Below are 21,655 nucleotides of genomic sequence, written 5' to 3' on the forward strand. Positions count from 1 at the left end.
TGTGCGCTGCACATCCTTTTTTATTGCAGTTGAGTGAGCCGAGATGAGTGAAAAAGTCGATGTTGTCGTGATTGGTGCGGGTGCCGCAGGCCTGATGTGTGCCGCAGAAGCAGGTAAGCGTGGCCGCAAAGTGCTGATCATCGATCACGCCAAAAAACCGGGACGTAAAATCCTCATCTCTGGCGGCGGCCGTTGTAACTTCACTAACTACGATGTGTCGGCAGCCAACTACCTGTGTGGCAACCCGCACTTCGTCAAATCGGCGTTGTCGCAGTACACCAACTGGGATTTCATCGCCATGGTCGGCAAGTACGGCATTGCGTACGAAGAGCGTGACCATGGCCAGCTATTCTGTCTCGATTCGGCCAAAGATATCGTCAACATGCTGCTGGCCGAGTGCGATCAGCCGACCATTCGCCAGCGCTATCAGGTGGAAACGCTGGAGATCGCCAAAACCGAGCAGGGCTTTAGCCTCAAAACTTCAGTCGGCGATATTGAATGCCAGTCGCTGGTGGTGGCAACCGGTGGCTTGTCGATGCCCAAACTTGGCGCGACGCCATTTGGTTACAAAATTGCTGAACAGTTTGGTTTACCCGTGCACGCGACCACGGCGGGCCTGGTGCCGTTTACGCTGCATGTGGAAGACAAAGACGCGCTGGCTGAATTGTCGGGTATCGCGGTGCCGTCAGAAATTCAGGCCGAGTGTGGCAAGGTGTTTAAAGAAGCGCTGCTGTTTACTCATCGCGGCTTATCCGGCCCGGCGGTGTTGCAGATTTCCTCTTACTGGAAACCCGGTCAGGCGGTGACCATCAATCTGGTGCCGGACGTGGATATTGATGAGCTGCTGACCCGTTCGCGTGAAAAACACCCGAATCAAAGCCTGAAAAATACTCTGGCACGCGTGCTGCCGAAACGCTTGGTGGAAGTGCTGATCGAGCGCAAACTGCTGAGCGATAAACCGCTCAAACAACTCAACCCGAAAGAGCTGAGCGCCGTATCCGAGACGCTGCAACAGTGGCGCATTGTACCCAATGGTACCGAAGGCTACCGCACTGCAGAAGTGACGCTGGGTGGTGTCGACACCGACTCGCTCTCATCGAAAACCATGGAGTGCAAAACCGTGCCGGGGCTTTATTTTGTCGGTGAAGTGATGGACGTGACCGGTTGGCTCGGCGGCTACAACTTCCAGTGGGCGTGGTCGAGCGGTTACGTGGCGGGGCAGTGGGTATAGCGGGTCGAATTCATTTCATAAAAAAGCTCTCTTATTTGTGGGAAATAAGAGAGCAAGTAACCGATGAATTGGCTTAACGTGATTTTTGTTTGTAGCGGTCAAAAATAACGGCAGCCAGCAAGATTGCACCACGGACGACGTACTGTGCAAAAGGTGACATGTTCAATAGGTTCATGGCATTTTCCACGGTGCCGAGAATCAGCACCCCGGCAATGACATAAGAGACTTTACCAATCCCGCCTTTGAGCGACACACCGCCCAACACACAGGCGGAGATCACCACCAGTTCAAAACCGACCGACGTCATGGGCTGACCACTGGTCATCCGCGCCGCCAGAATTACCCCCGCCAACGCTGAGATAAATCCTGAGATGGTGAAAATCAGCATCTTGGTTTTAACCACATTCACCCCGGCCAGACGCGCCGCTTCTTCGTTGCCACCGATGGCCAGAGTGTTGCGACCATACACGGTGCGGTTGAGCAGGAAGGCAAACACGGCAAACGTCACGATGGTCAGCCACACCGGGGTCGGAATGCCAAGCAGCGACGAGTTACCCAAGGTAAAGAAGCTTTCTTCCGTGATGCCGACTGCTTTACCATCGGAGATGATGTAACCGAGGCCACGGGCAATCTGCATGGTCGCCAGAGTGGTAATCAGCGCGTTGATTTGCAGTTTGGCAATCACAAAGCCATTCAGCAGGCCAAACAGCACGCCCGACAACAGGCCGGCACCAATGCCCAGCACGACACTGCTGGTGGCGTTGATCGCTACCGCGGTCACGACGCCGGAGCAGGCGATGACGGAGGCGACGGACAGGTCGAGGTCGCCACAGGCAAGGCAGAACAGCATCGCACACGCCACCATGCCGCTCATGGAGATGGCCAGACCAAGACCTTTCATGTTCACAAACGTCGCGAAGTAAGGCACGAACAGGCAGCACAGCAGAAACAAGCCAGCAAACACCATCAGCATGCCGAAACGATCCCAGATCTGGGAGAAGTTAAACCCGCCAGACTTCTGTTCGGAATTAACCATTTTGGTAGAACTTGATAGAGACATAGTGATATTCCTTCATTCTTAAGCTGCGGCTTGTTCTTGGCCCAGCATAGCGAGGCGAAGTGCAGTCTGTTCTTTAAATTCGTCGCGTTGGAGCTCTCCGGAAATCGCGCCGTCTTTCATCACCAACAGGCGATCGGAGATGCCCAGCACTTCCGGCAGATCGCTCGATACCACCAGCACGGTGACGCCGTTCTCGGCCAGCTTAAAGATCAGTTCGTAGATTTCCGATTTGGCGCCGACATCAATGCCACGGGTGGGTTCATCGAGCAGAATGACGCTCATGTCGGTGGAGAGCCAGCGACCGAGAATGACTTTTTGCTGGTTTCCGCCCGAGAGTTTGCCGATGGGCTGATCCAGCGAAGCGGTTTTGACGTTGAGTGCCTGACGTTGAGTGTCGGCGTTTTTCGCTTCCCAGCCAAAATCGATCAGGCCACCGAGTTTCAGGTGCCACGGACGTGCACTGATGTTGGTGTTTTCCGCCACCGACATGATCGGCACGATGCCGTCGGCTTTGCGATCTTCCGGGCACAAGGTAATGCCTGCTTTGATGGCGTCGCCCGGCTTACGCACATTAATGTTGACGTCATGCAGGTACAGCTCGCCAGCGGTGCGTTTCTCCGCGCCGAAAATCAGTCGGGTCAGTTCGGTACGCCCGGCGCCAACCAGACCAAACAAGCCGAGAATCTCGCCCTGACGAATATCGAGTGAGACGGGCGCCGTCAGTCCGGGGCCTTGAAAATTTTCCAATCGCAGGCCACTTAAACCAAGCTCACGTGAACGGTAGTTATAGATGTCGCTGATTTCGCGTCCGACCATCAGTTCAACCAGGCGATCGTGGGTCAGTTGCGACAGGTCATCAAACGTCTGCACATGAGTGCCGTCTTTAAAAATGGTGATCGCATCGCACAGGTTAAAAATCTCTTCCATGCGGTGCGAGACATACAGAATGATTTTGCCGTCATCGCGCAACTCGCGAATGACTTTGAACAGGTTTTGAATTTCACGTTGTGACAGGCTGCTGGTCGGCTCATCAAACGCGATGATTTGCGCGTTGCGGCTCAGCGCCTTGGCGATTTCGACCATCTGCCATTGGCCGATGGAAAACTCTTTCAGCGGGCGTGACGGATCAAAATCTTCGCCCAGACGCAGCAACTGTTCGCGCGCCTGACGATTGAGGGTTTCGGTATCCACGCGGCCGTTTTTGGTCGGCAGCTGACCGAGATAAATATTTTCCGCCACGCTCAGTTCAGGCACCAGATTGAGTTCCTGATAGATGATGGCAATGCCTTGTGTCAGCGCATCTGTGGTGCCGGATAATGACAGCTCCTGGCCGTCAATCGCAATGTGACCTTCCGTTGGCTGGTGTAGCCCGCTTAAGGTTTTGAGTAGCGTCGATTTACCTGCACCGTTCTCGCCCATCAGAGCATGAATACTACCTGCGTTGGCGCGAAAACTGATGTTACTCAGCGCCTTAACACCGGGAAAGTGCTTTGAAATGTTGCGAAACTCGAGGTAAGAGGGGGACATCGCCATAACATTCTCTCCGTTCCAATAACGGGTGGCAGCGTAAAAGGACTGCCACCCCAACCGGACTTACAGTCCTTTTTTCTCCAGTTCTTTTTTGAAGTTGTCGCGGGTGATCAGGACAACGTCGGTCACTTCAACAAACTTGTTCGGTTCCACACCGTCTTTCACCCATTTGTACAGGGACTCAATCGATTTGTAGCCGTGTACGTCCGGGCTTGGCAGCAGCGAGCCGTAGAAGCCGGTCGCTTGTGATTTCGCCAGTTCGTTGACCGCGTCCACGCCGTTGATACCAATGCCGATCACTTTGTCAGCGGCAAAGCCTTGGCCTTCTGTGGCGCGAATGCCACCTAATACGGTGTTGTCGTTCATGCCAACCACCAGCCACTGTTTCACGCCAGGGTATTGCACCAGCAGGGAGTTGGCGGCATCCAATGCCCCTGGAATGTCGTTGGTTTTAGTGGGTACGCGATAGATTTGGTTGGCTGGGAAGCCGGCGGTTTTCAGCGCTTTGATTGAGCCGTCCACACGGCGGCGTGCGGTATCCAGTTCATCGGCGGTAATCGCCATCACGCCGGTAGTGGCGACATCAAAGCCGCGTTTTTGCATTTCGGTGTACAGCTCCTGGCCCTGACGTTCGCCAATCGCGCTGGCAGCCATCATCACCAGCGGTACGTCTTTCATCGGCTCGCCTTTGGCGTTGAGGAACTGGTCATCGACGGTGATGACTTTCAAATCATAGCTTTTGGCTTTGGCCATGATGGCAGGACCCAATTTCGGGTCGGGGGTGCAGATCACAAAGCCTTTGGCGCCACTGGCGGCCAGAGTGTCGATCGCGTTCAGGGTTTTCTCGCCATCAGGCACGGCCATTTTGATCACTTCAAAGCCCATGTCCTTGCCGGCTTTTTCTGCAAATGACCACTCAGTCTGGAACCATGGTTCTTCTGGCTGTTTGACCAGATAGCCCAGTTTCAGGGTGTCGTCACTGGATCCAAAAAAAGCGTTGGCAGAAGCACTGAGCAGCGTCAGCCCGGAGAGGGCTGCGGTCGAGAGTAAGGTTTTTAGTTTCATTGTTATTCCATCCGCTGGTAGGGGTTTGTTTCGCTATCCATATTTGTTGATTCGATGTTGGGTTGAAGTGACCAAAATCACACCAAAAAATTGTAGCAAAATAGTCCATTCATTTAGCGCGAGTAGCCATGATGCAGATCTCAATTGCTGTTTTGTGGTGCGATGTTTCATATAAATGGTGCAAGTGTAAACGGTTAACTGGCTATTTTAATCAGATTTTATTCACGGTGAGCTTTTTTTAAACAACTGCACGATTTTATCCATGTGGCGTTTTTATCCATGAATCTAGCGGTGCGGTTCATGGTTGAAAATGGGGTTGAGCGTTATAACAAATGAAAAATATCACCCTACATGGAGTTGTTATGGAGCATTTCGCTACTCAACCAGCGCACGTCATCGGCCTCGATTTTGGTTCCGATTCGGTGCGCGCCTTACTGGTGAATGCAGTCAGCGGGGAAGAAGTCGCCTCCGGCGTGACTTACTACCCGCGTTGGATGCAGGGGCTGTATAACCAGCCGGAGCAGTCGCAATTTCGCCACCACCCGAAGGACTACATTGAAGCGATGACGCAGGCGGTGCGTGAGGCATTGGCCGCCGTGCCGGCTGAGGTCGCGCAGTCGGTGGTGGGCATTGGCGTCGACACCACCGGCTCGACGCCGGCACCGATCGATGCTGAAGGCAATGTGTTGGCGCTGCGGCCGGAGTTTGAACATAACCCACACGCGATGTTCATTTTGTGGAAAGACCACACCTCGGTCGTCAAAGCGGAACGCATTAACCAATTGGCGCACAGCGGCGACTTTACCGACTACACCAAATTCATCGGCGGCATTTATTCGTCGGAATGGTTTTGGGCCAAAGCCGCGTGGGTCAGTGAGCAAGATGCCGATGTGGCCAAACACGCCTACAGCTGGGTGGAGTTGTGTGACTGGATTCCGGCCCTGCTCAGTGGTAATCAGCACCCACACCACCTGCGCCGCGGCATCTGCGCGGCCGGGCATAAAGCGATGTGGCATGAAAGCTGGGGCGGTTTGCCGGATCAAGCGTTTTTGTCGGCGATTTCCCCGACCTTGGATGGCATGCGCGAGCGCATGTTCAGCGAGGTCTACACCGCCGAGCAGCAAGCAGGCACTTTGTCATCTGAGTGGGCGCAAACGCTGGGCTTGCCGGAGGGGATCGCGGTCGCGGTCGGTGAGTTTGACTGCCACATGGGCGCTGTCGGTGCGGGCGCGGGCGCGCACGATTTGGTCAAAGTGATTGGCACCTCCACCTGCGACATTTTGATGGTGGACGCCGACAACGTGGGCGAGCGCACCATTCACGGCATTTGCGGTCAGGTCAAAGGCAGCGCACTACCGAATCTGATGGCGCTTGAAGCCGGCCAATCGGCGTTTGGTGATATTTATGCCTGGTACAAACGCGTGTTGTTGTGGCCGCTGCAAGCGTTGGCGGAGCAGCAGCCCGAAGCGCAAGCCACGTTAGACGCCTTAGATAACGCTCTGATTCCGCTGCTGTCTCAAGCGGCGGAAAGCTACGAGTTCAACGTTCATTCGCCGCTGGCAATGGACTGGCACAATGGTCGTCGCACCCCTTACGCCAACCAGCGTCTGAAAGGTTCTCTGTCGGATCTCAATTTAGGCTCAAGCGCGCCGGCGTTGTTTGCCGCGCTGGTGGAATCGACCGCCCACGGCGCCAAAGCGATTGTCGACTGTTTTGTCAACCAAGGCATGGCGGTGGAGCGCGTGATCGCGATTGGTGGCATTTCGCAAAAATCCCCGTACGTGATGCAGATGTGTGCCGATGTGATTGGCCGCGATATCGCGGTGGTGCGCTCTGAGCAGTGCTGCGCATTGGGCGCGGCGATTTTCGCCGCTGTGGCAGCGGGTGTGTATGACAACGCCCGGCAAGCGCAGGCGGCGATGGCGAGCCCCATCAGTGCGGTGTATACGCCCAATGCCGACACGCAAACGCTGCGCCGTGAACGTTACGTCGGCTATCGCGAGCTGGGTCAGCACTTAGAACAGTTGGCCGAATTTCATCAAGCCAAGGAGTGTAATCATGAGTGAACACACCTTGATGCAACCCGTGTCGACCCAGAGTGAACGGCTGCGCAAACTGCGCCATGACGTGTGGCAGGCCAATCTCGATCTGCAACGTCACAATCTGGTGACCTTTACCTGGGGCAACGTCTCGGCCATCGACCGAGAATCGGGGTTGGTGGTGATCAAACCGAGCGGCGTGGCTTATGAAGATCTCTCTGCCGACAATATGGTGGTGGTGGATTTGGCGGGGCACGTGGTGGAGGGCGACCTCAATCCGTCGTCCGATACCGCGACCCATCTGGTGCTGTATCGCACCTACCCACACATCGGCGGCGTGGTGCACACCCATTCGCCGCACGCCACTTCGTGGGCGCAAGCGGGGAAAGCCATTCCGGCTCTTGGCACCACCCACGCCGATTACTTCTACGGCAGCATTCCGTGCACCCGCCCGCTGACCAATGGCGAAATCGCCCACGATTACGAGCTCAATACCGGAGTGGTGATTGTCGAAACCATCGCAGAGCAAGACCCGATGGCGATCCCCGGCATCATCGTCAATGAACACGGCCCGTTCAGTTGGGGGAAAGATGCCCATCAAGCGGTGCACAACGCGGTGGTGATGGAAGTGGTGGCGTCGATGGCGCTGCAAACGCTGCAAATCAACCCGGCGGTGCAATTCATCAATCAGGCTCTGCTCGATAAGCATTACCTGCGCAAACACGGCGCGAATGCTTATTACGGTCAGACTGCGACGAACAAAAAATAATCAAGGGAAAGTTATGAAAGTATTCGACAACAAACAGGTGTGGTTCGTAACCGGCTCGCAAACCCTCTACGGCCCAAAAGTGCTGGAACAAGTGGCGCAGGACAGCGCACAAATCGTGACCAGCTTTAACCAGACCGACGCGATTTCCGTACCTATGGTCGATAAAGGCACGGTGAAATCACCGGACGAAATTCTGCAAGTATGCCGCGCGGCCAACAACGATCCGGCGTGTATTGGTCTGGTGCTGTGGATGCACACCTTCTCCCCGGCGAAAATGTGGATCGCGGGTTTGTCGCAGCTCAACAAACCGTTCCTGCATCTGCATACCCAGTTTAATGCGGCGCTGCCGTGGGATGAGATCAACATGAACTACATGAACACTCACCAGAGTGCGCATGGCTGCCGCGAATTCGGCTTTATCGGTACTCGCCTCGATCTTGACCGCAAAGTGGTGGTCGGGCATTGGCAGAACCCGCAGGTGCATCAGGAGATCGATGACTGGTGCCGCGCAGCGATCGGGATTGATGCCGGGCAGAACCTGAAAGTGGCGCGCTTTGGCGACAACATGCGCCAAGTGGCGGTGACCGAAGGCAACAAAGTCTCGGCGCAAATTCAATTTGGTTATGAAGTGAATGCGTATGGTTTGGGCGAACTGAGTGAGGTGGTGCAGTCGGTGTCGGATGCGGATATCGCGCGTTTGCTCGATGAATACGCGTCCACCTACGACATGAGCCCGCAACTGCTGAATGATCCGGCGCTGCTCAAACTGATGCAGCACGAAGCGCGTCTGGAAATGGGCATGGAACGTTTTCTGACTGAGGTCGGCGCGCAGGCGTTTACCAACACGTTTGAAAACCTGACTGGCCTCGGCTCTCTGCCCGGTTTGGCCACCCAGCGTTTGATGGCCAAAGGCTTTGGTTACGGCGGCGAAGGCGACTGGAAAACCTCGGCTATGGTGCACATCATGAAACAGATGGGCAAAGGGCGTCAGGGCGGTACCTCGTTTATGGAAGACTACACCTACAACTTCGGCGCCACCGATCAGGTGCTGGGTGCGCACATGCTGGAGGTGTGTCCGTCGATTGCTGCGGCGAAACCAAAACTCGAAGTGCATCTGCATACCATCGGCCTGCGCTGCGACGTGCCGCGTTTGCTGTTTAGTGGCCGCGAAGGGCAGGCCGTCAACGTGTCGGTGATCGATTTGGGTAATCGCTTCCGCATGGTAGTGAACCGTGTTAACACCGTCGCGCCGCCACAAGGTATGCCGCATTTGCCGGTGGCTCATGCGTTGTGGGAACCGATGCCGAATCTGCAAGTCGCGGCGGCGAGTTGGATTCACGCGGGCGCGGCGCACCACAGTGCTTACAGCCAACAGGTGAGTGTCGACTCGCTGGCTGACTATGCTGACATTCTCGGCATGGAAATGGTGGTGATTGATGAACACACCGAAACCCGCAAGTTCAAACAAGAGTTGAAAACTAACAGCTTGTACTACCGCTTGGCGTCTGGCGTGTAATAAATCGGCCCCCTCAGCGATGAGGGGGCGTTGTAGAGGTACTTATGACGGTTGACGAATCGAGTTTAGTGTCGGGGTTCGACATTCACTATCAGCGCTGGACGCTGCGGGTTGCGCGGGTGTGTCCGACCCGCTTTCAGTTGCTGCATGGCAATCAACTGATGTACGAAGGCACACTGGAGCTGACCAACAACGGTGAAGTGCTGGATGTGTCGCACGCACAGTGGAAGTTCCGTCACCGACCGGACCGGATAGAGCAGTGGTGCCAGTGGCATCACGCCGCTCAGCTGTCGCTCAATATGAATTACTACTTTCATCAGGATGCCGTGGTGATTGAATATCTGGCGCGCAACAGCATTCCGACCCGGCTCGACATTCGTCATGTTATCCAGCCGCTCAATGCGGCGCGGGTCATGCCCCCATCTACTGATACGGCACAACCGGACTGGCAACGCACACGCCACGGGCTGCCAAGCGATTTTATTCGTCAGTCAGCCAAAACCGACTGGTTTCGCGAGGCGTTTTCCGCCACCCAATGGATCGTATTAGGAAAAGTGTGAACTCAGAAATCGCAATGCGGCAAGGTGCAACATACACTAAGCAAAAACTCAGCAACTGTTGGTCTATGCAAACAACCGATCCGCTCAAACCGGGATACAACTTCGACGCCCATCTGGTGGCCGGCCTGACACCGATTATCGAAGGCGATGAACTGGATTACACCATCGACCGCCCGAACGGCATGAAAGGCTACATCATCAACTTCACCAGTAAAGGCGAGGGCACCATCTTTTCCGGTGAGCAGATGTTTCATGTGAAACCTGGTGACTTGTTGCTGTTTCCGCCCAGTGCGACCCACTTTTATCACCGTAAAAGCGACAGCGCATCGTGGTTTCATCGCTGGGTCTATTTCCGTCCGCGCGCGTTCTGGAATGACTGGCTTAACTGGCAGGAAGAGCGCAACGGTGTTTACCTGACCCGTGGGCTGGACGTGCAGACCATGCAGCACATCGAAAACCTGTTTGTTGATATCGAGTACACCGCCAAATCGGACATGCCGTATCGCGATGATCTGGCGATTAACCTGCTGGAACAACTGCTGATCCGCTGCAAAACCGTGCAGCCGGATGTGGTGAGCAAGCCGCTCGATCCGCGCATCATTCAGGCCATCAACTATATGACGCAGAACCTCAATCAGGACTTCACCTTGGAAGAGATTGCCGCGCACACCTGTTTGTCTCCGTCGCGCCTTGGCCATCTGTTCCGCGATGAGATGAAGATGACCATTACCCAGTGGCGGGATGATCAGCGTATCAGCCGCGCCAAACAATTGTTAGTGACTACTCACTACTCGGTTAACCACATTGGGCGGATTATCGGCTATTCCGATCCGCTCTATTTCTCGCGCGTATTCAAGCGCAAAGCCGGGGTCAGTCCGAAGCTCTATCGCGAGCAAATTACCTGATAAAACTCTCAACACTTATCATTCCAAAGCGGGATTTCTGTCCTATAGTAAATCTGTTGGTTGCTAGAAGGAGTGAACGAATGAATCAAGAAGCCCTGATCTCCCGCCTGAATGAATTGCCCCGCATCGAAAGTATCCAGCAAGAACTTCTGAATATGGTCAATCGCGACAACGTCGACTTCAGCGAATTGTCGCGCAAGATGTCGATGGATCAGGTCCTCAGTGCCCGTGTGTTACGCATGGCCAATTCAGCGCAATTTGGTGGCTCGAACGGCAAAGGCGTCTCGACTATCAGTGACGCTATCATTCGCGTCGGCAGCAGCGCGGTGCGCACGCTGATTTCGTCTTCAGTGGTATCCGGGGTGTTTCCCCAGCTGCGCACGCTCAATATCAAAGATTACTGGTCCAACACGTTTGAAATCGCCATGATCGCCAGTAAGCTCGCCAAACCGCTCAAGCTCGACCCCAACGAAGTGTTCACCACTGGCGTGCTGCATAACATCGGCGAGTTGATGATTCATGCGCTCGAGCCGGACCTCGCCGAGCAGATCGAGCAGCGGGTCAGGCAAGGCGAAAAACTGGCCGAGGTGCAACAGGACTTGCTCGGCGTTGACGCCCAGCAGCTCGGCGCGCAGCTCGCCAAGGAGTGGAACTTCCCGGCCGACATGGCCGATGCGATAGAACACGTGAATCATCCCGGTCAGGCGGGGGAAGCCAAACGTTTAGCGTGCGTGTTGTATCTGGCGCGCGATATTCACAAACGCTGGGATTCGCTATTTGATGCGCAGGAGAAGCAGGCGTTTCTCAGCCGTCACCCTGCCGCGAAGGCGTTGGCGTTGGCTCCGGAAAGTTACGGCTTGATCGATCAGGTACGCGGTCGGGGAGCCGAATTGGCGCATCAGCTGTTCTGACGCGCCTTGGCAGGCAGGATAGTCGCTCACGCCTTTTCGGCGGCGAGCTTTTTGTGTTTGCGTTTGACCTGTTGCACCACAAGACCAGCAATGATCAGCACCAGACCGAACAAGGTGGTGGGGTGAATTTCTTCACCGATGATGGTGGAGAGCAGGATCAGCGAAATAAACGGTGAGGCGAAAATCAGGTTACTGATGCGAGCGGTGTTGTTGGTGTTTTTCAGCGCGCTGAGCCACAACACAAAGGTAATGCCCATCTCAAATAAACCCACGTAAGTCACTGCCGCCCAGCCTTGCGGGCTGATGTGCTGCCAAGGCGCACCCTCGTAAACGCTGAGCGCAATCGCAAACGGAATCGCAATCACAAACCCCAACAGCACGCCCACCACCGGATCGGCCTGATTTTTAGTATTGAGAATCCAGTAACCGGCCCACAGCAGCGTAGACAGCAGCGCCAGCCCGACACCCAGCGGGCTATCGAACTGCATGCCGAGCACATCGCCTTTGGTGGCGATGACTACCACGCCGAAATAACTCAGCGCGCAGGCAATCCAGTCCTGTTTACGGATTTTCTGACCGAGAAACACCGCCGCCATGAGCGTCAGGGTAATCGCCCAGCTGTAGTTGATCGCCTGTGCTTGTGAGGCGGGCAGCAACGCATAGGCTTTGAACAGGATCAGGTAATAGGCGAGCGGGTTAATCAGGCCCAGCAGCAGGTAATACCAAGGATTGGCAAAGAAGGTACTCATCACCAGAGGCAGCTTGCCCTGAAGCGCACAAATCACCAACAGGGCTAAGGCAGAGACGATACTGGCGATGGTCAGCATCTGAATGGGTGAGAACTCTGCCAGCGTGAGCTTGAACGCGGTGGCGACCGTTGACCAAAGCAATACAGCAGACAAGCCCAGTCCGAGGGCGCGGCCTTCATTCATTCCAAATTCCCCATATCCATGTTAGGTAAACCTGCTTTCAGGTGAATCGCTAGTCTATCGGCTGAATAATTGCCCGGCAAACTGGACATTTATCCAGTATCGAAATACTCTTTTTATCAACAACCAACATCAAGTAACTCATTATTATGCAATGGATTCTCGATAACCCCGCTCTGTGGATCACTACCTTGTCTGCTGCCGTTGTGTCGGCCGCCGCCGCTGGTTGGTGGGTGAAACAGAAATATCAACTGCAGGCGCAACTGCTCGAACAGCAGCTGGCAAGCGATGCACGCTGGCATGAACAGCAGATTGAGCAGCTCAAACAGACGCTGAGCGCTGCGCAGCAGGAGCTGGATGAACTCGACCAAGAGCGCGACAAGGCGGAGTTTGAGCTCAAGCAATCGCACGGTAAAGTGATGGCGGTGATGGAGAAACTGCGCTATTTCGAAGCGATCAAACAAGAGCGCCAGCAATACGCCGACGAGCTCAATCGCATGCGTGAACAGAAAGCGCAGCTCGAGGTGCAACTACGCGAGCAGGAAGCGCGTCATCAGCAGCAACTCGAAGCCAGCCAGGATAAGTTGCAACTGCTCGAACGCGCTGAAGAGCGCCTCAAGCAGCAGTTTGAGCACCTCGCCAATCAGGTGTTTGAAGCCAAAACAGCCAAGGTCGATCAGCAGAATCGCCAAAGCCTCGATGGTTTGCTGTCGCCGCTGCGTGAGCAGTTGGATGGCTTTAAGAAGCAGGTCAACGACAGCTTCAATCAGGAAGCCAAAGAGCGCCACACTCTGGTGCATGAGCTGCGTAATTTGCAGCGCCTCAATGAGCAGATGGCCAAAGAAGCGCTCAACCTGACTCAAGCGCTGAAAGGTGACAACAAGCAGCAGGGCAACTGGGGCGAAGTAGTCTTGGCACGCGTGCTGGCGGAATCAGGTCTGCGTGAAGGGCACGAATACCAAACTCAAGTCAGCCTGCAAAATGAAGCGGGCAAGCGTTATCAGCCGGATGTGATCGTCCATCTGCCGCACAACAAGCAGGTGGTGATCGACTCCAAAATGGCGCTGGTGGCGTACGAGCGTTATTACCACGCCGACACCGATGCCGAGCGCGATGTCGCTCTGCGCGATCATTTACTGGCGCTGCGCAACCACATCAAAGGCTTGGGGCAGAAAGATTACCACCAGCTTAAAGGCATTCAGTCGCTCGATTACGTGCTGATGTTTATTCCGGTCGAGCCCGCGTTTCAGGTTGCGATTCAGGCCGACCCGAGCCTGGTGAAAGATGCGATGGAGCAGAACATCATTCTGGTCAGCCCGACCACGCTGCTGGTGGCACTGCGCACGATTGACAACCTGTGGCGTAACGAGCGCCAGAACCAGAATGCACAGCTGATCGCTGAACGGGCGAGTCGTTTGTACGATAAGTTGCGCCTGTTCGTAGAAGATATGGAAGGTTTGGGCGGCGCGCTCGACAGAGCCAACCAGACTTACCAAGGCGCGATGAATAAGCTCGCCACCGGACGCGGCAACGCCATTCGTCAGGCTGAACGCTTCAAACAATTGGGGGTGGAAATTAAGCGTTCTATCAGCAATGAGTGGGTAGAAAAGGCGCAGCGTGAGCCAGATTCGGAAATTGGCCCTTTAGTAGAAAGACATCACGCTGAGGATAAAGTAAACTAATCGCCCGCAGTCGCAGTTTGGTCGTGAAAACTGCCCAAGAGGAAACACAATGACGGATACCAGCGTGCAAACGAATACAGCAGTAGAGAATCAAGACACCACTCATTTCGGCTTTGAGACCGTACGTAAAGAAGAAAAAGTAACCAAGGTAGCGGAAGTATTCCACTCGGTTGCGGCGAAATACGACATCATGAACGATTTGATGTCGGGCGGGATTCATCGTCTGTGGAAGCGTTTCACGATTGATTGTGCCGGCGCGCGTCCGGGGCAACGTATTCTGGACTTGGGCGGTGGTACGGGTGACCTGACCGCAAAATTCTCTCGCATCGTGGGTGACAAAGGCCACGTGGTACTGGCGGACATCAACAACTCCATGCTCAATGTGGGCCGTGACAAGCTGCGCGACCGTGGCATCGTCGGTAACGTCCATTACGTGCAAGCGAATGCGGAAGAGTTGCCGTTCCCAGACAACTACTTCGACTGCATCACCATCAGTTTCTGTCTGCGTAACGTGACGGATAAAGACAAAGCGCTGCGTTCGATGTTCCGCGTGCTGAAGCCGGGCGGTCGTCTGCTGGTACTGGAATTTTCGAAACCGGTGCTGGATCCGCTATCAAAAGTGTACGACGCGTATTCATTCCACATTTTGCCGAAAATGGGTCAACTGATCGCCAACGACGCCGACAGTTACCGTTACCTGGCGGAATCGATTCGTATGCACCCGGATCAGGAAACGCTGAAAGGCATGATGATGGAAGCCGGCTTTGAACAGGCCAGCTACTACAACCTGACCGGCGGTATCGTGGCTCTGCACCGCGGCTACAAGTTCTGAGGACTTGCGTATGCCGTTTGAACCGCTGATCACTGCGGTGATTGAATCATCGCTCAATACCCTGATCAAAGACGACCCGGAACTGGGTCGTCGTCTTGCTCGCCTCAAAGGCCAAGTGATTCAGGTCCATCTCAAAGAAATCAATAAAACCCTGACCTTCATTTTCAGCCAGCAGATCGATGTACTGGCCAACTACGAAGGTGAGCCGGATTGTTATCTGTCACTCAATCTGTCGGTGTTGCCGGAACTGCGCGAACAGGCCAACATCACCAAGCTGATCAAACAAGACAAATTGGTGCTGGAAGGCGACATTCAGCTGGCGCAGAAATTTTCGCAGTTGATGACCGACTGCAAACCAGACATCGAAGAGTGGTTGTCGCGGGTGACGGGGGATGTGGTGGCCCACACGGTGGTGCAAGGCGCGAAAAACGTCGGTGCATTGCTGAGCGCGCAAGTGAGTAAACACCAGAACCATCTGGCGCAGGTGCTGACTGAAGAGTGGCGCGTGGCGCCCGGGCCTCTGGAAATTGCTTACTTCTGCGATCAGGTCGACGACGTGAAAAGTCAGGCCGCTCGCCTGGAAAGCCGTCTTAACCAGTTATTGGAAAAAGGCGCGTAGACCCTGTATGACTCCCGCCGAAATCAAGCGTTTATACCGAATCATCAAAGTTCAGCTCGAATACGGGCTGGACGAGTTGTTACCCGAGCATCAACTGACCAAAGCGCCGCTGTTGGCGCGCAAATCCATCTTCTGGATTCGTAACCAACACGCCGATAAACCTCTGGGCGAACGTCTGCGTCTGGCTCTGCAAGAACTTGGCCCGGTGTGGATTAAGTTCGGCCAGATGATGTCGACCCGCCGTGATCTGTTTCCACCGCACATTGCTGATCAGCTCGCGCTGCTGCAAGACAAAGTCGCCCCGTTTGACGGCGGACTGGCCAAGCAGCAAATCGAAAAAGCGCTCGGTGGCCCGCTGGAGACCTGGTTCAACGACTTCGATCTCAAACCTCTCGCCTCTGCGTCTATCGCCCAGGTGCACACCGCGACTCTTAAGTCCAACGGGCGAGAAGTGGTACTGAAAGTCATTCGCCCGGATATTCGCCCGGTGATTGATGCAGATCTAAAACTGATGTACCGCTTAGCGCGTATAGTCGCTCGGGCAATGCCTGAAGCACGTCGTTTGAAACCGCTTGAAGTGGTGCGTGAATACGAGAAAACGCTGCTCGATGAACTGGATTTGCGCCGTGAAGCGGCCAATGCGATTCAGCTGCGCCGCAACTTTGAAGACAGCGAAGAATTGTATGTTCCTGAAGTCATTACCGATTTCAGTAATAAAACTGTCATGGTTTCTGAGCGAATATATGGCATTCAGGTTTCCGATGTCGAACGCTTGCGTGCCAACGGCACCAATATGAAGCTGCTGGCTGAACGCGGAGTGAGTGTGTTCTTCACTCAGGTGTTCCGCGACAGTTTCTTCCATGCGGACATGCATCCGGGCAATGTGTTTGTGAATCCTGATCATCCGGACAACCCACAATGGATCGGTCTCGACTGCGGTATTGTCGGTACGCTGAATGCGGAAGACAAACGCTATCTGGCGGAAAACTTCCTCGCGTTCTTTAACCGCGATTACCGCAAAGTCGCGCAGCTGCACGTCGACTCAGGCTGGGTACCGCAAAACACCAATATCGATGAGTTCGAAGTGGCGATTCGTATTGTGTGTGAGCCGATTTTTGCTAAACCGTTGTGCGACATCTCCTTTGGCCATGTGCTGTTGAACCTGTTCAACACCGCGCGTCGCTTTAATATGGAAGTGCAGCCGCAACTGGTCTTGCTCCAGAAGACGTTGCTGTACGTAGAAGGGTTAGGACGTCAGCTGTATCCGCAACTGGATTTATGGCAGACGGCGAAACCATTCCTGGAAAAATGGATGATGAATCAGGTCGGTCCGCAAGCGGTGGTGAATGCCATCAAAGAGCGTGCGCCGTTCTGGGCAGAAAAATTGCCGGAATTACCCGAATTGCTGTACGACAGCCTGAAACAAGGGCGAAACCTGAATCTGCGTATGGAGCAGTTTTATCAGGGCTACCGTGACAGCAAGCGCCAGCAGGCGACGGGCAAGTTTTTGTTTGGTGTTGGCGCCACTTTAGTCGTATGCTCGGCTATATTGGTGTCCAGTCACTACGAACCGTGGGCCGCCGGCAGTGCAATTGCGGGCGTCACATTTTGGTTGTTTAGTTGGCGAGCTTATCGTCAATAAACGTTAAACTCTTGAAATGTTTGTGTAACACATAACCCGAGGTAGAAAGAATGGGTGGTATCAGTATTTGGCAACTTCTTATCATTGCTGTCATCGTTGTATTGCTGTTCGGTACGAAGAAACTTCGTGGTATCGGTGGCGATCTCGGTAGCGCAGTGAAAGGCTTCAAGAAAGCGATGTCAGACGACGATCAGTCTGCAGCGAAGAAAGATGCCGATTTTGAACAGAAGAATCTGGAACAGCAGAAAACAGACGCAACTGCTGAAACAAAGAAAGACAAAGAGCAGGCTTAAATCGTGTTTGATATCGGTTTTTGGGAACTGGTATTAATTTCTGTCGTGGCACTGGTTGTGCTCGGCCCGGAGCGACTGCCGCATGCGATTCGCAGTGTGGCTAAGTTTGTCTCTGCGGCCAAAAACATGGCCAACAGTGTCAAAGATGAGCTGGCGCACGAGCTGAAAGTGCAGGAGCTGCAGGAAAACCTGCGTAAAGCCGAGCAGATGGGGATGCAAAACCTGTCGCCCGAGCTGCAGGAATCCGTCGACAAGCTCAAGCAGGCGGCGCAGGACGTTCAGCGTCCGTACTCGACTGCGGCAACCAGCCAGACAGAGGATGAAAAGCCGCAAACCCCGGCGGAAACCCTGTCCGTCGCGTCTGAGTCAGATCAGCCGAAAACGGCAGAAAAGAAAGCCGACTAATAGTCTTTGTAAAGAGTTACCCCTAGCGCGGTAACTCTTTTTGATCGGTTACATGAGGTTTCAATGTCAGTCGAACAGACTCAACCTTTGATCAGCCATTTACTGGAACTCCGTGATCGCCTGCTGCGCAGTATTGCCGCGGTGATTGTGGTGTTTGTCGGGCTGATTTATTTCTCCAATAACATCTACGAATTTGTTTCTCGGCCGCTGGTTGACCGTTTGCCGGAAGGGGCAACGATGATCGCGACCGATGTGGCATCGCCGTTTTTCACCCCGCTTAAGCTGACGCTGATTGTCGCGGTGTTTCTTTCCGTGCCGTTTATTCTCTATCAGGTATGGGCGTTCGTGGCGCCGGGCCTGTACAAGCATGAACGCCGACTGATCTTTCCGCTGTTAGTGTCGAGTTCACTGCTGTTTTACTGCGGTGTGGCGTTTGCCTATTACGTGGTGTTCCCGTTGGTGTTTGGGTTCTTTACCGCGATATCGCTTGGCGGCGTAGAGTTTGCTACCGACATTGCCAGCTATCTTGATTTCGTACTGGCGCTGTTTATGGCGTTTGGTATTGCGTTTGAAGTGCCAGTTGCGATTATTCTGTTGTGCTGGACAGGTGCCACCACACCCAAAGCGCTGAGCGAAAAGCGCCCGTACATCATCGTTGGTGCGTTTGTGGTCGGTATGCTGCTGACACCACCGGACATGATTTCACAAACACTGTTGGCGATTCCGATGTGTTTGCTGTTTGAAATCGGTCTGTTCTTTGCCCGTTTCTACACGCGCAAAGACGACGAGAGCGATGTGGAAGAGTAAACCTGAAGAGAAAAAGAAAGCGGCCAGTGGCCGCTTTTTTATTTGCTATCGAATCCGTCGCTGGGATTACTTAATTTTAACTGTCTGCCCGCATTGCTTGCAGACATACACTTCCTTGATGCCCAGCAATTTTTGCCAGAGCGTTCGACGTAGTCGCTGCAGTTGATTGGTGTGATTACACTTAGCCATGACGTTTGTATGAATATAGTTCTAAAATTTGGCCGAAGATAATACACAGGGTGCATATTTATTAATGTGATCCTGCTCCCATTAATAAATGTGATCTAGTTATCTATATTTTAGTAATTTATAAACTAAACAATAATTTAGCATTAGTCGTTGTAAGGGTATCGACCTCGGCCAATGACAGTTCGCGCAGGTCTGCGACACGCTGGGCGACCAACTGAGTGTACGCCGGCTCGTTGCGTTTGCCGCGGTGAGGGACGGGCGCGAGATAAGGGCAGTCAGTTTCCAGAATCACGTAGTTCATATCCAGATGTGGGATCACCTGATCCATGCCGCCGTTTTTAAATGTCGACACGCCGCCCAAGCCGAGGTGAAAGCCGAGATCGTTGATTGCTTTGGCTTCATCCGTCGTACCGCCAAAGCAGTGGAATACGCCGCGTAGCTGACCATTTTGCTCCTGTTTGAGCAGAGTGAGTGTCTCTTCAATCGAATCACGCGTGTGGATCACCACCGGCAGGTTCATCTCTTTAGCCCAGTTGAGCTGGGTAACAAACGCCATTTCTTGCTCAGCGCGAAACGTTTTGTCCCAGTACAGATCGATACCGATTTCGCCTACGGCAATGAAATCGTGCTTGGTAAACCAGCTGTAGATCGTGTCGAGCGTCTGAGTGACGTTGCCATCCACGTAGCACGGATGCAGACCCATCATGGAGCGGCATATCGTCGGATAGGCGGCTTCGGTTGCCAGCATTGGTGCAATTGACTCCAGATCGATGTTCGGCAACAGAATGCGTTCAATGCCTTGCGCCAACGCCCGACTGACGACGTCATCGCGGTCGTGGTCAAATTCACTGGCATAAATATGGGCGTGGGTATCAATCATGGCAACGTCTCGTTTTCGGTAAGCTTGGCGGCAGTATACGTGAGTGTGAGCTTGGGGTCATTTTTTGCATTTTTCCGCTTTGAGCCTAGCGTCGTGCAATCAGAGTGATATGATTTCGCCAACACAAAAAGCCTGATATTGCGCGCCAGCGCTGTGGTTCAGGTAGACAAATAAGGAGAGTCGAGTGTCTGTATCTATCCAAGGTCAGTTTCCGGGGCGTCGTATGCGCCGTCTGCGCAAGCACGATTTCAGCCGTCGTCTGGTGGCCGAGAATCAGTTGTCTGTGAGTGATTTGATCTACCCGATGTTTATTCTGATGGGCAAAGATCGTCGTGAAGCGGTGGAATCGATGCCGGGCGTTGAGCGTCTGTCTATCGACCTGATGCTGGAAGAAGCGCTGTATCTGGCGAACCTTGGCGTGCCGGCAATCGCTCTGTTTCCGGTCGTGAATCAGGATGCAAAAAGCCTGTGTGCGACCGAAGCCTACAACCCGGACGGTTTGGTGCAGCGCGCGGTACGCCTGCTGAAAGAACACGTGCCGCAAATTGGTGTGATTACCGATGTGGCGCTGGATCCGTTCACTACCCACGGTCAGGACGGCATCATCGACGATGAGGGTTACGTACTCAATGAAGAAACCACGGAAGTGCTGATCAAGCAAGCGTTGTCACACGCGGCGGCAGGCGCGGATGTGGTGGCACCGTCAGACATGATGGATGGCCGCATTGGCAAGATTCGTGACGCGCTGGAAGAAGCGGGACACATTCATACACAAATCATGGCTTACTCGGCCAAATACGCATCATGCTATTACGGCCCGTTCCGTGATGCGGTCGGTTCCGCCAGCAACCTGAAAGGTGGCAACAAGAAGAACTACCAGATGGATCCGGCCAACAGCGATGAAGCGCTGCATGAAGTGGCGATGGACGTCAATGAAGGCGCGGACATGGTGATGGTGAAACCAGGCATGCCATACCTGGACGTGGTGCGCCGCGTGAAGAGTGAGCTGCAAGTACCGACGTTTGCGTATCAGGTGTCGGGGGAATACGCGATGCATAAAGCGGCGATTATGAACGGCTGGCTCAAAGAGCGCGAGACCGTAATGGAATCACTGCTGTGCTTCAAACGCGCAGGTGCCGACGGCATTCTGACTTACTTTGCCAAAGATGTGGCTGAGTGGCTGGCAGAAGAGAACGCACAAGCGGCGCAGCATCTGCGTTCAGAATAACTGTGTTCGAACGACATACGAAGGCTGGCTCTGTGCCGGCCTTTTCTTTTTTAGGGTTAGAGTGACAACCTTGGGGGCTCGCCAGGCCCGATGTTCAAGAAAATCATGAGGTGGTGAATGCAGATTCGTTTAGGCACATTGGCTGAAGCGGCGCAGGTGGTGCAGGAGATTGGCGAGTTCATTCGCAAAGAAACGGTCGAAACTCTGGCGCAGCGTTTAGCAGGCAAGCGAGATTTGATCCTGATCGCCGAAGAAAATGGCCAACTGTTGGGGTTTAAAATTGGCTATGAACTGGATAGCGAAACGTTTTACAGCTGGTTCGGCGGCGTATCGTCTCTGGCACGCAATCGCGGCGTAGCGCAGCAACTGCTGGATGCGCAAGAGCAATGGGTGGCAGAACAGGGTTACGGCAAGCTCACAGTGAAATCACGCAATCAATTTCCGGCCATGTTACGCCTATTGCTGAGGAATGGTTATCTCATTGAAAATTTTGAAAAAATAGAACCATTAGCGGAAAGTCGGATTCATTTCGTCAAACATTTTTCAAATTAAATGAGATTTTT

General features: G+C 54.0%; 21 protein-coding genes. 16 read left to right on the top strand and 5 right to left on the bottom strand.

Annotated elements, in window-relative coordinates; all coding sequences use genetic code 11:
• The first annotated feature begins 43 nt into the window (after positions 1-43).
• Positions 44-1,231, top strand: coding sequence for an NAD(P)/FAD-dependent oxidoreductase (locus tag LGV68_RS19880; protein WP_020433408.1), 1,188 nt, complete (start codon positions 44-46; stop codon positions 1,229-1,231).
• A gap of 73 nt (positions 1,232-1,304) precedes the next feature.
• Here LGV68_RS19880 and araH read toward each other — a convergent pair whose 3' ends face one another.
• Genes araH through LGV68_RS19895 form a run of 3 tightly spaced genes read right to left on the bottom strand, consistent with a single transcriptional unit; the run spans position 1,305 to position 4,886 of the window.
• Positions 1,305-2,291 carry an L-arabinose ABC transporter permease AraH gene (gene araH, locus LGV68_RS19885; protein ID WP_024373643.1) on the bottom strand — a complete coding sequence of 329 codons (987 nt, stop codon included), beginning with the start codon at positions 2,289-2,291 and terminating at the stop codon, positions 1,305-1,307.
• 18 nt (positions 2,292-2,309) lie between these two features.
• Complete coding sequence (gene araG, locus LGV68_RS19890) at positions 2,310-3,824, bottom strand: L-arabinose ABC transporter ATP-binding protein AraG (RefSeq protein ID WP_055452938.1); 1,515 nt, start codon at positions 3,822-3,824, stop codon at positions 2,310-2,312.
• Positions 3,825-3,884: 60 nt separating this feature from the next.
• Complete coding sequence (locus tag LGV68_RS19895) at positions 3,885-4,886, bottom strand: arabinose ABC transporter substrate-binding protein (protein ID WP_020331889.1); 1,002 nt, start codon at positions 4,884-4,886, stop codon at positions 3,885-3,887.
• A gap of 362 nt (positions 4,887-5,248) precedes the next feature.
• On the opposite strand from LGV68_RS19895, the gene LGV68_RS19900 reads away from it, so the two are divergent.
• The 6 genes from LGV68_RS19900 (at position 5,249) to LGV68_RS19925 (ending at position 11,586) form a co-directional block, all read left to right on the top strand.
• Positions 5,249-6,952, top strand: a complete 1,704-nt coding sequence (locus LGV68_RS19900) for a ribulokinase (protein ID WP_252535951.1) — start codon at positions 5,249-5,251, stop codon at positions 6,950-6,952.
• On the top strand, positions 6,945-7,694 hold the full coding sequence (araD, locus tag LGV68_RS19905; RefSeq protein ID WP_047459789.1) for an L-ribulose-5-phosphate 4-epimerase: 750 nt from the start codon (positions 6,945-6,947) through the stop codon (positions 7,692-7,694). The genes LGV68_RS19900 and araD overlap by 8 nt, the downstream gene beginning before the upstream one ends.
• A 13-nt stretch (positions 7,695-7,707) precedes the next feature.
• Positions 7,708-9,210, top strand: a complete 1,503-nt coding sequence (araA, locus tag LGV68_RS19910; protein ID WP_238856224.1) for an L-arabinose isomerase — start codon at positions 7,708-7,710, stop codon at positions 9,208-9,210.
• A 44-nt stretch (positions 9,211-9,254) separates the two neighbouring features.
• A complete protein-coding gene (locus LGV68_RS19915; protein WP_055452934.1) occupies positions 9,255-9,770 on the top strand; it encodes a hypothetical protein in 516 nt (171 codons plus the stop codon).
• A gap of 65 nt (positions 9,771-9,835) precedes the next feature.
• Positions 9,836-10,675 (top strand): arabinose operon transcriptional regulator AraC, encoded by an 840-nt coding sequence (araC, locus tag LGV68_RS19920; protein WP_024373648.1) that lies wholly within the window; start codon positions 9,836-9,838, stop codon positions 10,673-10,675.
• An 80-nt stretch (positions 10,676-10,755) separates the two neighbouring features.
• A complete protein-coding gene (locus tag LGV68_RS19925; RefSeq protein WP_222738738.1) occupies positions 10,756-11,586 on the top strand; it encodes an HDOD domain-containing protein in 831 nt (276 codons plus the stop codon).
• A 26-nt stretch (positions 11,587-11,612) separates the two neighbouring features.
• Here the strand turns inward: LGV68_RS19925 and LGV68_RS19930 are convergent, their stop codons facing one another.
• Entirely contained in the window at positions 11,613-12,518 is a 906-nt protein-coding gene (locus LGV68_RS19930; protein WP_055452932.1) for a DMT family transporter, read from the bottom strand.
• 146 nt (positions 12,519-12,664) lie between these two features.
• Here LGV68_RS19930 and rmuC point away from each other — a divergent pair, with 146 nt between their 5' ends.
• From rmuC to tatC, 7 genes are all read left to right on the top strand, one after another.
• Positions 12,665-14,197, top strand: a complete 1,533-nt coding sequence (gene rmuC / locus LGV68_RS19935; protein WP_252535953.1) for a DNA recombination protein RmuC — start codon at positions 12,665-12,667, stop codon at positions 14,195-14,197.
• A 49-nt stretch (positions 14,198-14,246) separates the two neighbouring features.
• On the top strand, positions 14,247-15,029 hold the full coding sequence (ubiE, locus tag LGV68_RS19940; RefSeq protein WP_020331899.1) for a bifunctional demethylmenaquinone methyltransferase/2-methoxy-6-polyprenyl-1,4-benzoquinol methylase UbiE: 783 nt from the start codon (positions 14,247-14,249) through the stop codon (positions 15,027-15,029).
• Between the two features lie 10 nt (positions 15,030-15,039).
• Positions 15,040-15,648 (top strand): SCP2 domain-containing protein, encoded by a 609-nt coding sequence (locus LGV68_RS19945; protein WP_032082409.1) that lies wholly within the window; start codon positions 15,040-15,042, stop codon positions 15,646-15,648.
• 7 nt (positions 15,649-15,655) lie between these two features.
• Positions 15,656-17,290, top strand: coding sequence for a ubiquinone biosynthesis regulatory protein kinase UbiB (gene ubiB, locus LGV68_RS19950; RefSeq protein ID WP_032082410.1), 1,635 nt, complete (start codon positions 15,656-15,658; stop codon positions 17,288-17,290).
• A 50-nt stretch (positions 17,291-17,340) separates the two neighbouring features.
• Complete coding sequence (gene tatA / locus LGV68_RS19955) at positions 17,341-17,583, top strand: Sec-independent protein translocase subunit TatA (RefSeq protein ID WP_020331902.1); 243 nt, start codon at positions 17,341-17,343, stop codon at positions 17,581-17,583.
• 3 nt (positions 17,584-17,586) lie between these two features.
• The gene (gene tatB / locus LGV68_RS19960; RefSeq protein ID WP_055452929.1) at positions 17,587-17,988 is read left to right on the top strand and encodes a Sec-independent protein translocase protein TatB; all 402 of its coding nucleotides are present in this window, start codon (positions 17,587-17,589) and stop codon (positions 17,986-17,988) included.
• Positions 17,989-18,051: 63 nt separating this feature from the next.
• Complete coding sequence (tatC, locus tag LGV68_RS19965) at positions 18,052-18,795, top strand: twin-arginine translocase subunit TatC (RefSeq protein WP_020331904.1); 744 nt, start codon at positions 18,052-18,054, stop codon at positions 18,793-18,795.
• 307 nt (positions 18,796-19,102) lie between these two features.
• Here the strand turns inward: tatC and LGV68_RS19970 are convergent, their stop codons facing one another.
• Positions 19,103-19,864: a TatD family hydrolase gene (locus LGV68_RS19970; protein ID WP_024373651.1), complete on the bottom strand. Its 762-nt coding sequence runs from the start codon at positions 19,862-19,864 to the stop codon at positions 19,103-19,105.
• A gap of 184 nt (positions 19,865-20,048) precedes the next feature.
• Between LGV68_RS19970 and hemB the strand changes: the two genes are divergently transcribed.
• Positions 20,049-21,092, top strand: a complete 1,044-nt coding sequence (gene hemB, locus LGV68_RS19975) for a porphobilinogen synthase (RefSeq protein ID WP_020331906.1) — start codon at positions 20,049-20,051, stop codon at positions 21,090-21,092.
• A 117-nt stretch (positions 21,093-21,209) separates the two neighbouring features.
• Entirely contained in the window at positions 21,210-21,644 is a 435-nt protein-coding gene (locus LGV68_RS19980; RefSeq protein WP_055452926.1) for a GNAT family N-acetyltransferase, read from the top strand.
• Positions 21,645-21,655 lie beyond the last annotated feature (11 nt).

Origin of the sequence: Vibrio sp. LQ2 (assembly GCF_023920125.1) — a bacterium.
Taxonomy (GTDB): Bacteria; Pseudomonadota; Gammaproteobacteria; order Enterobacterales; family Vibrionaceae; genus Vibrio; species Vibrio fluvialis.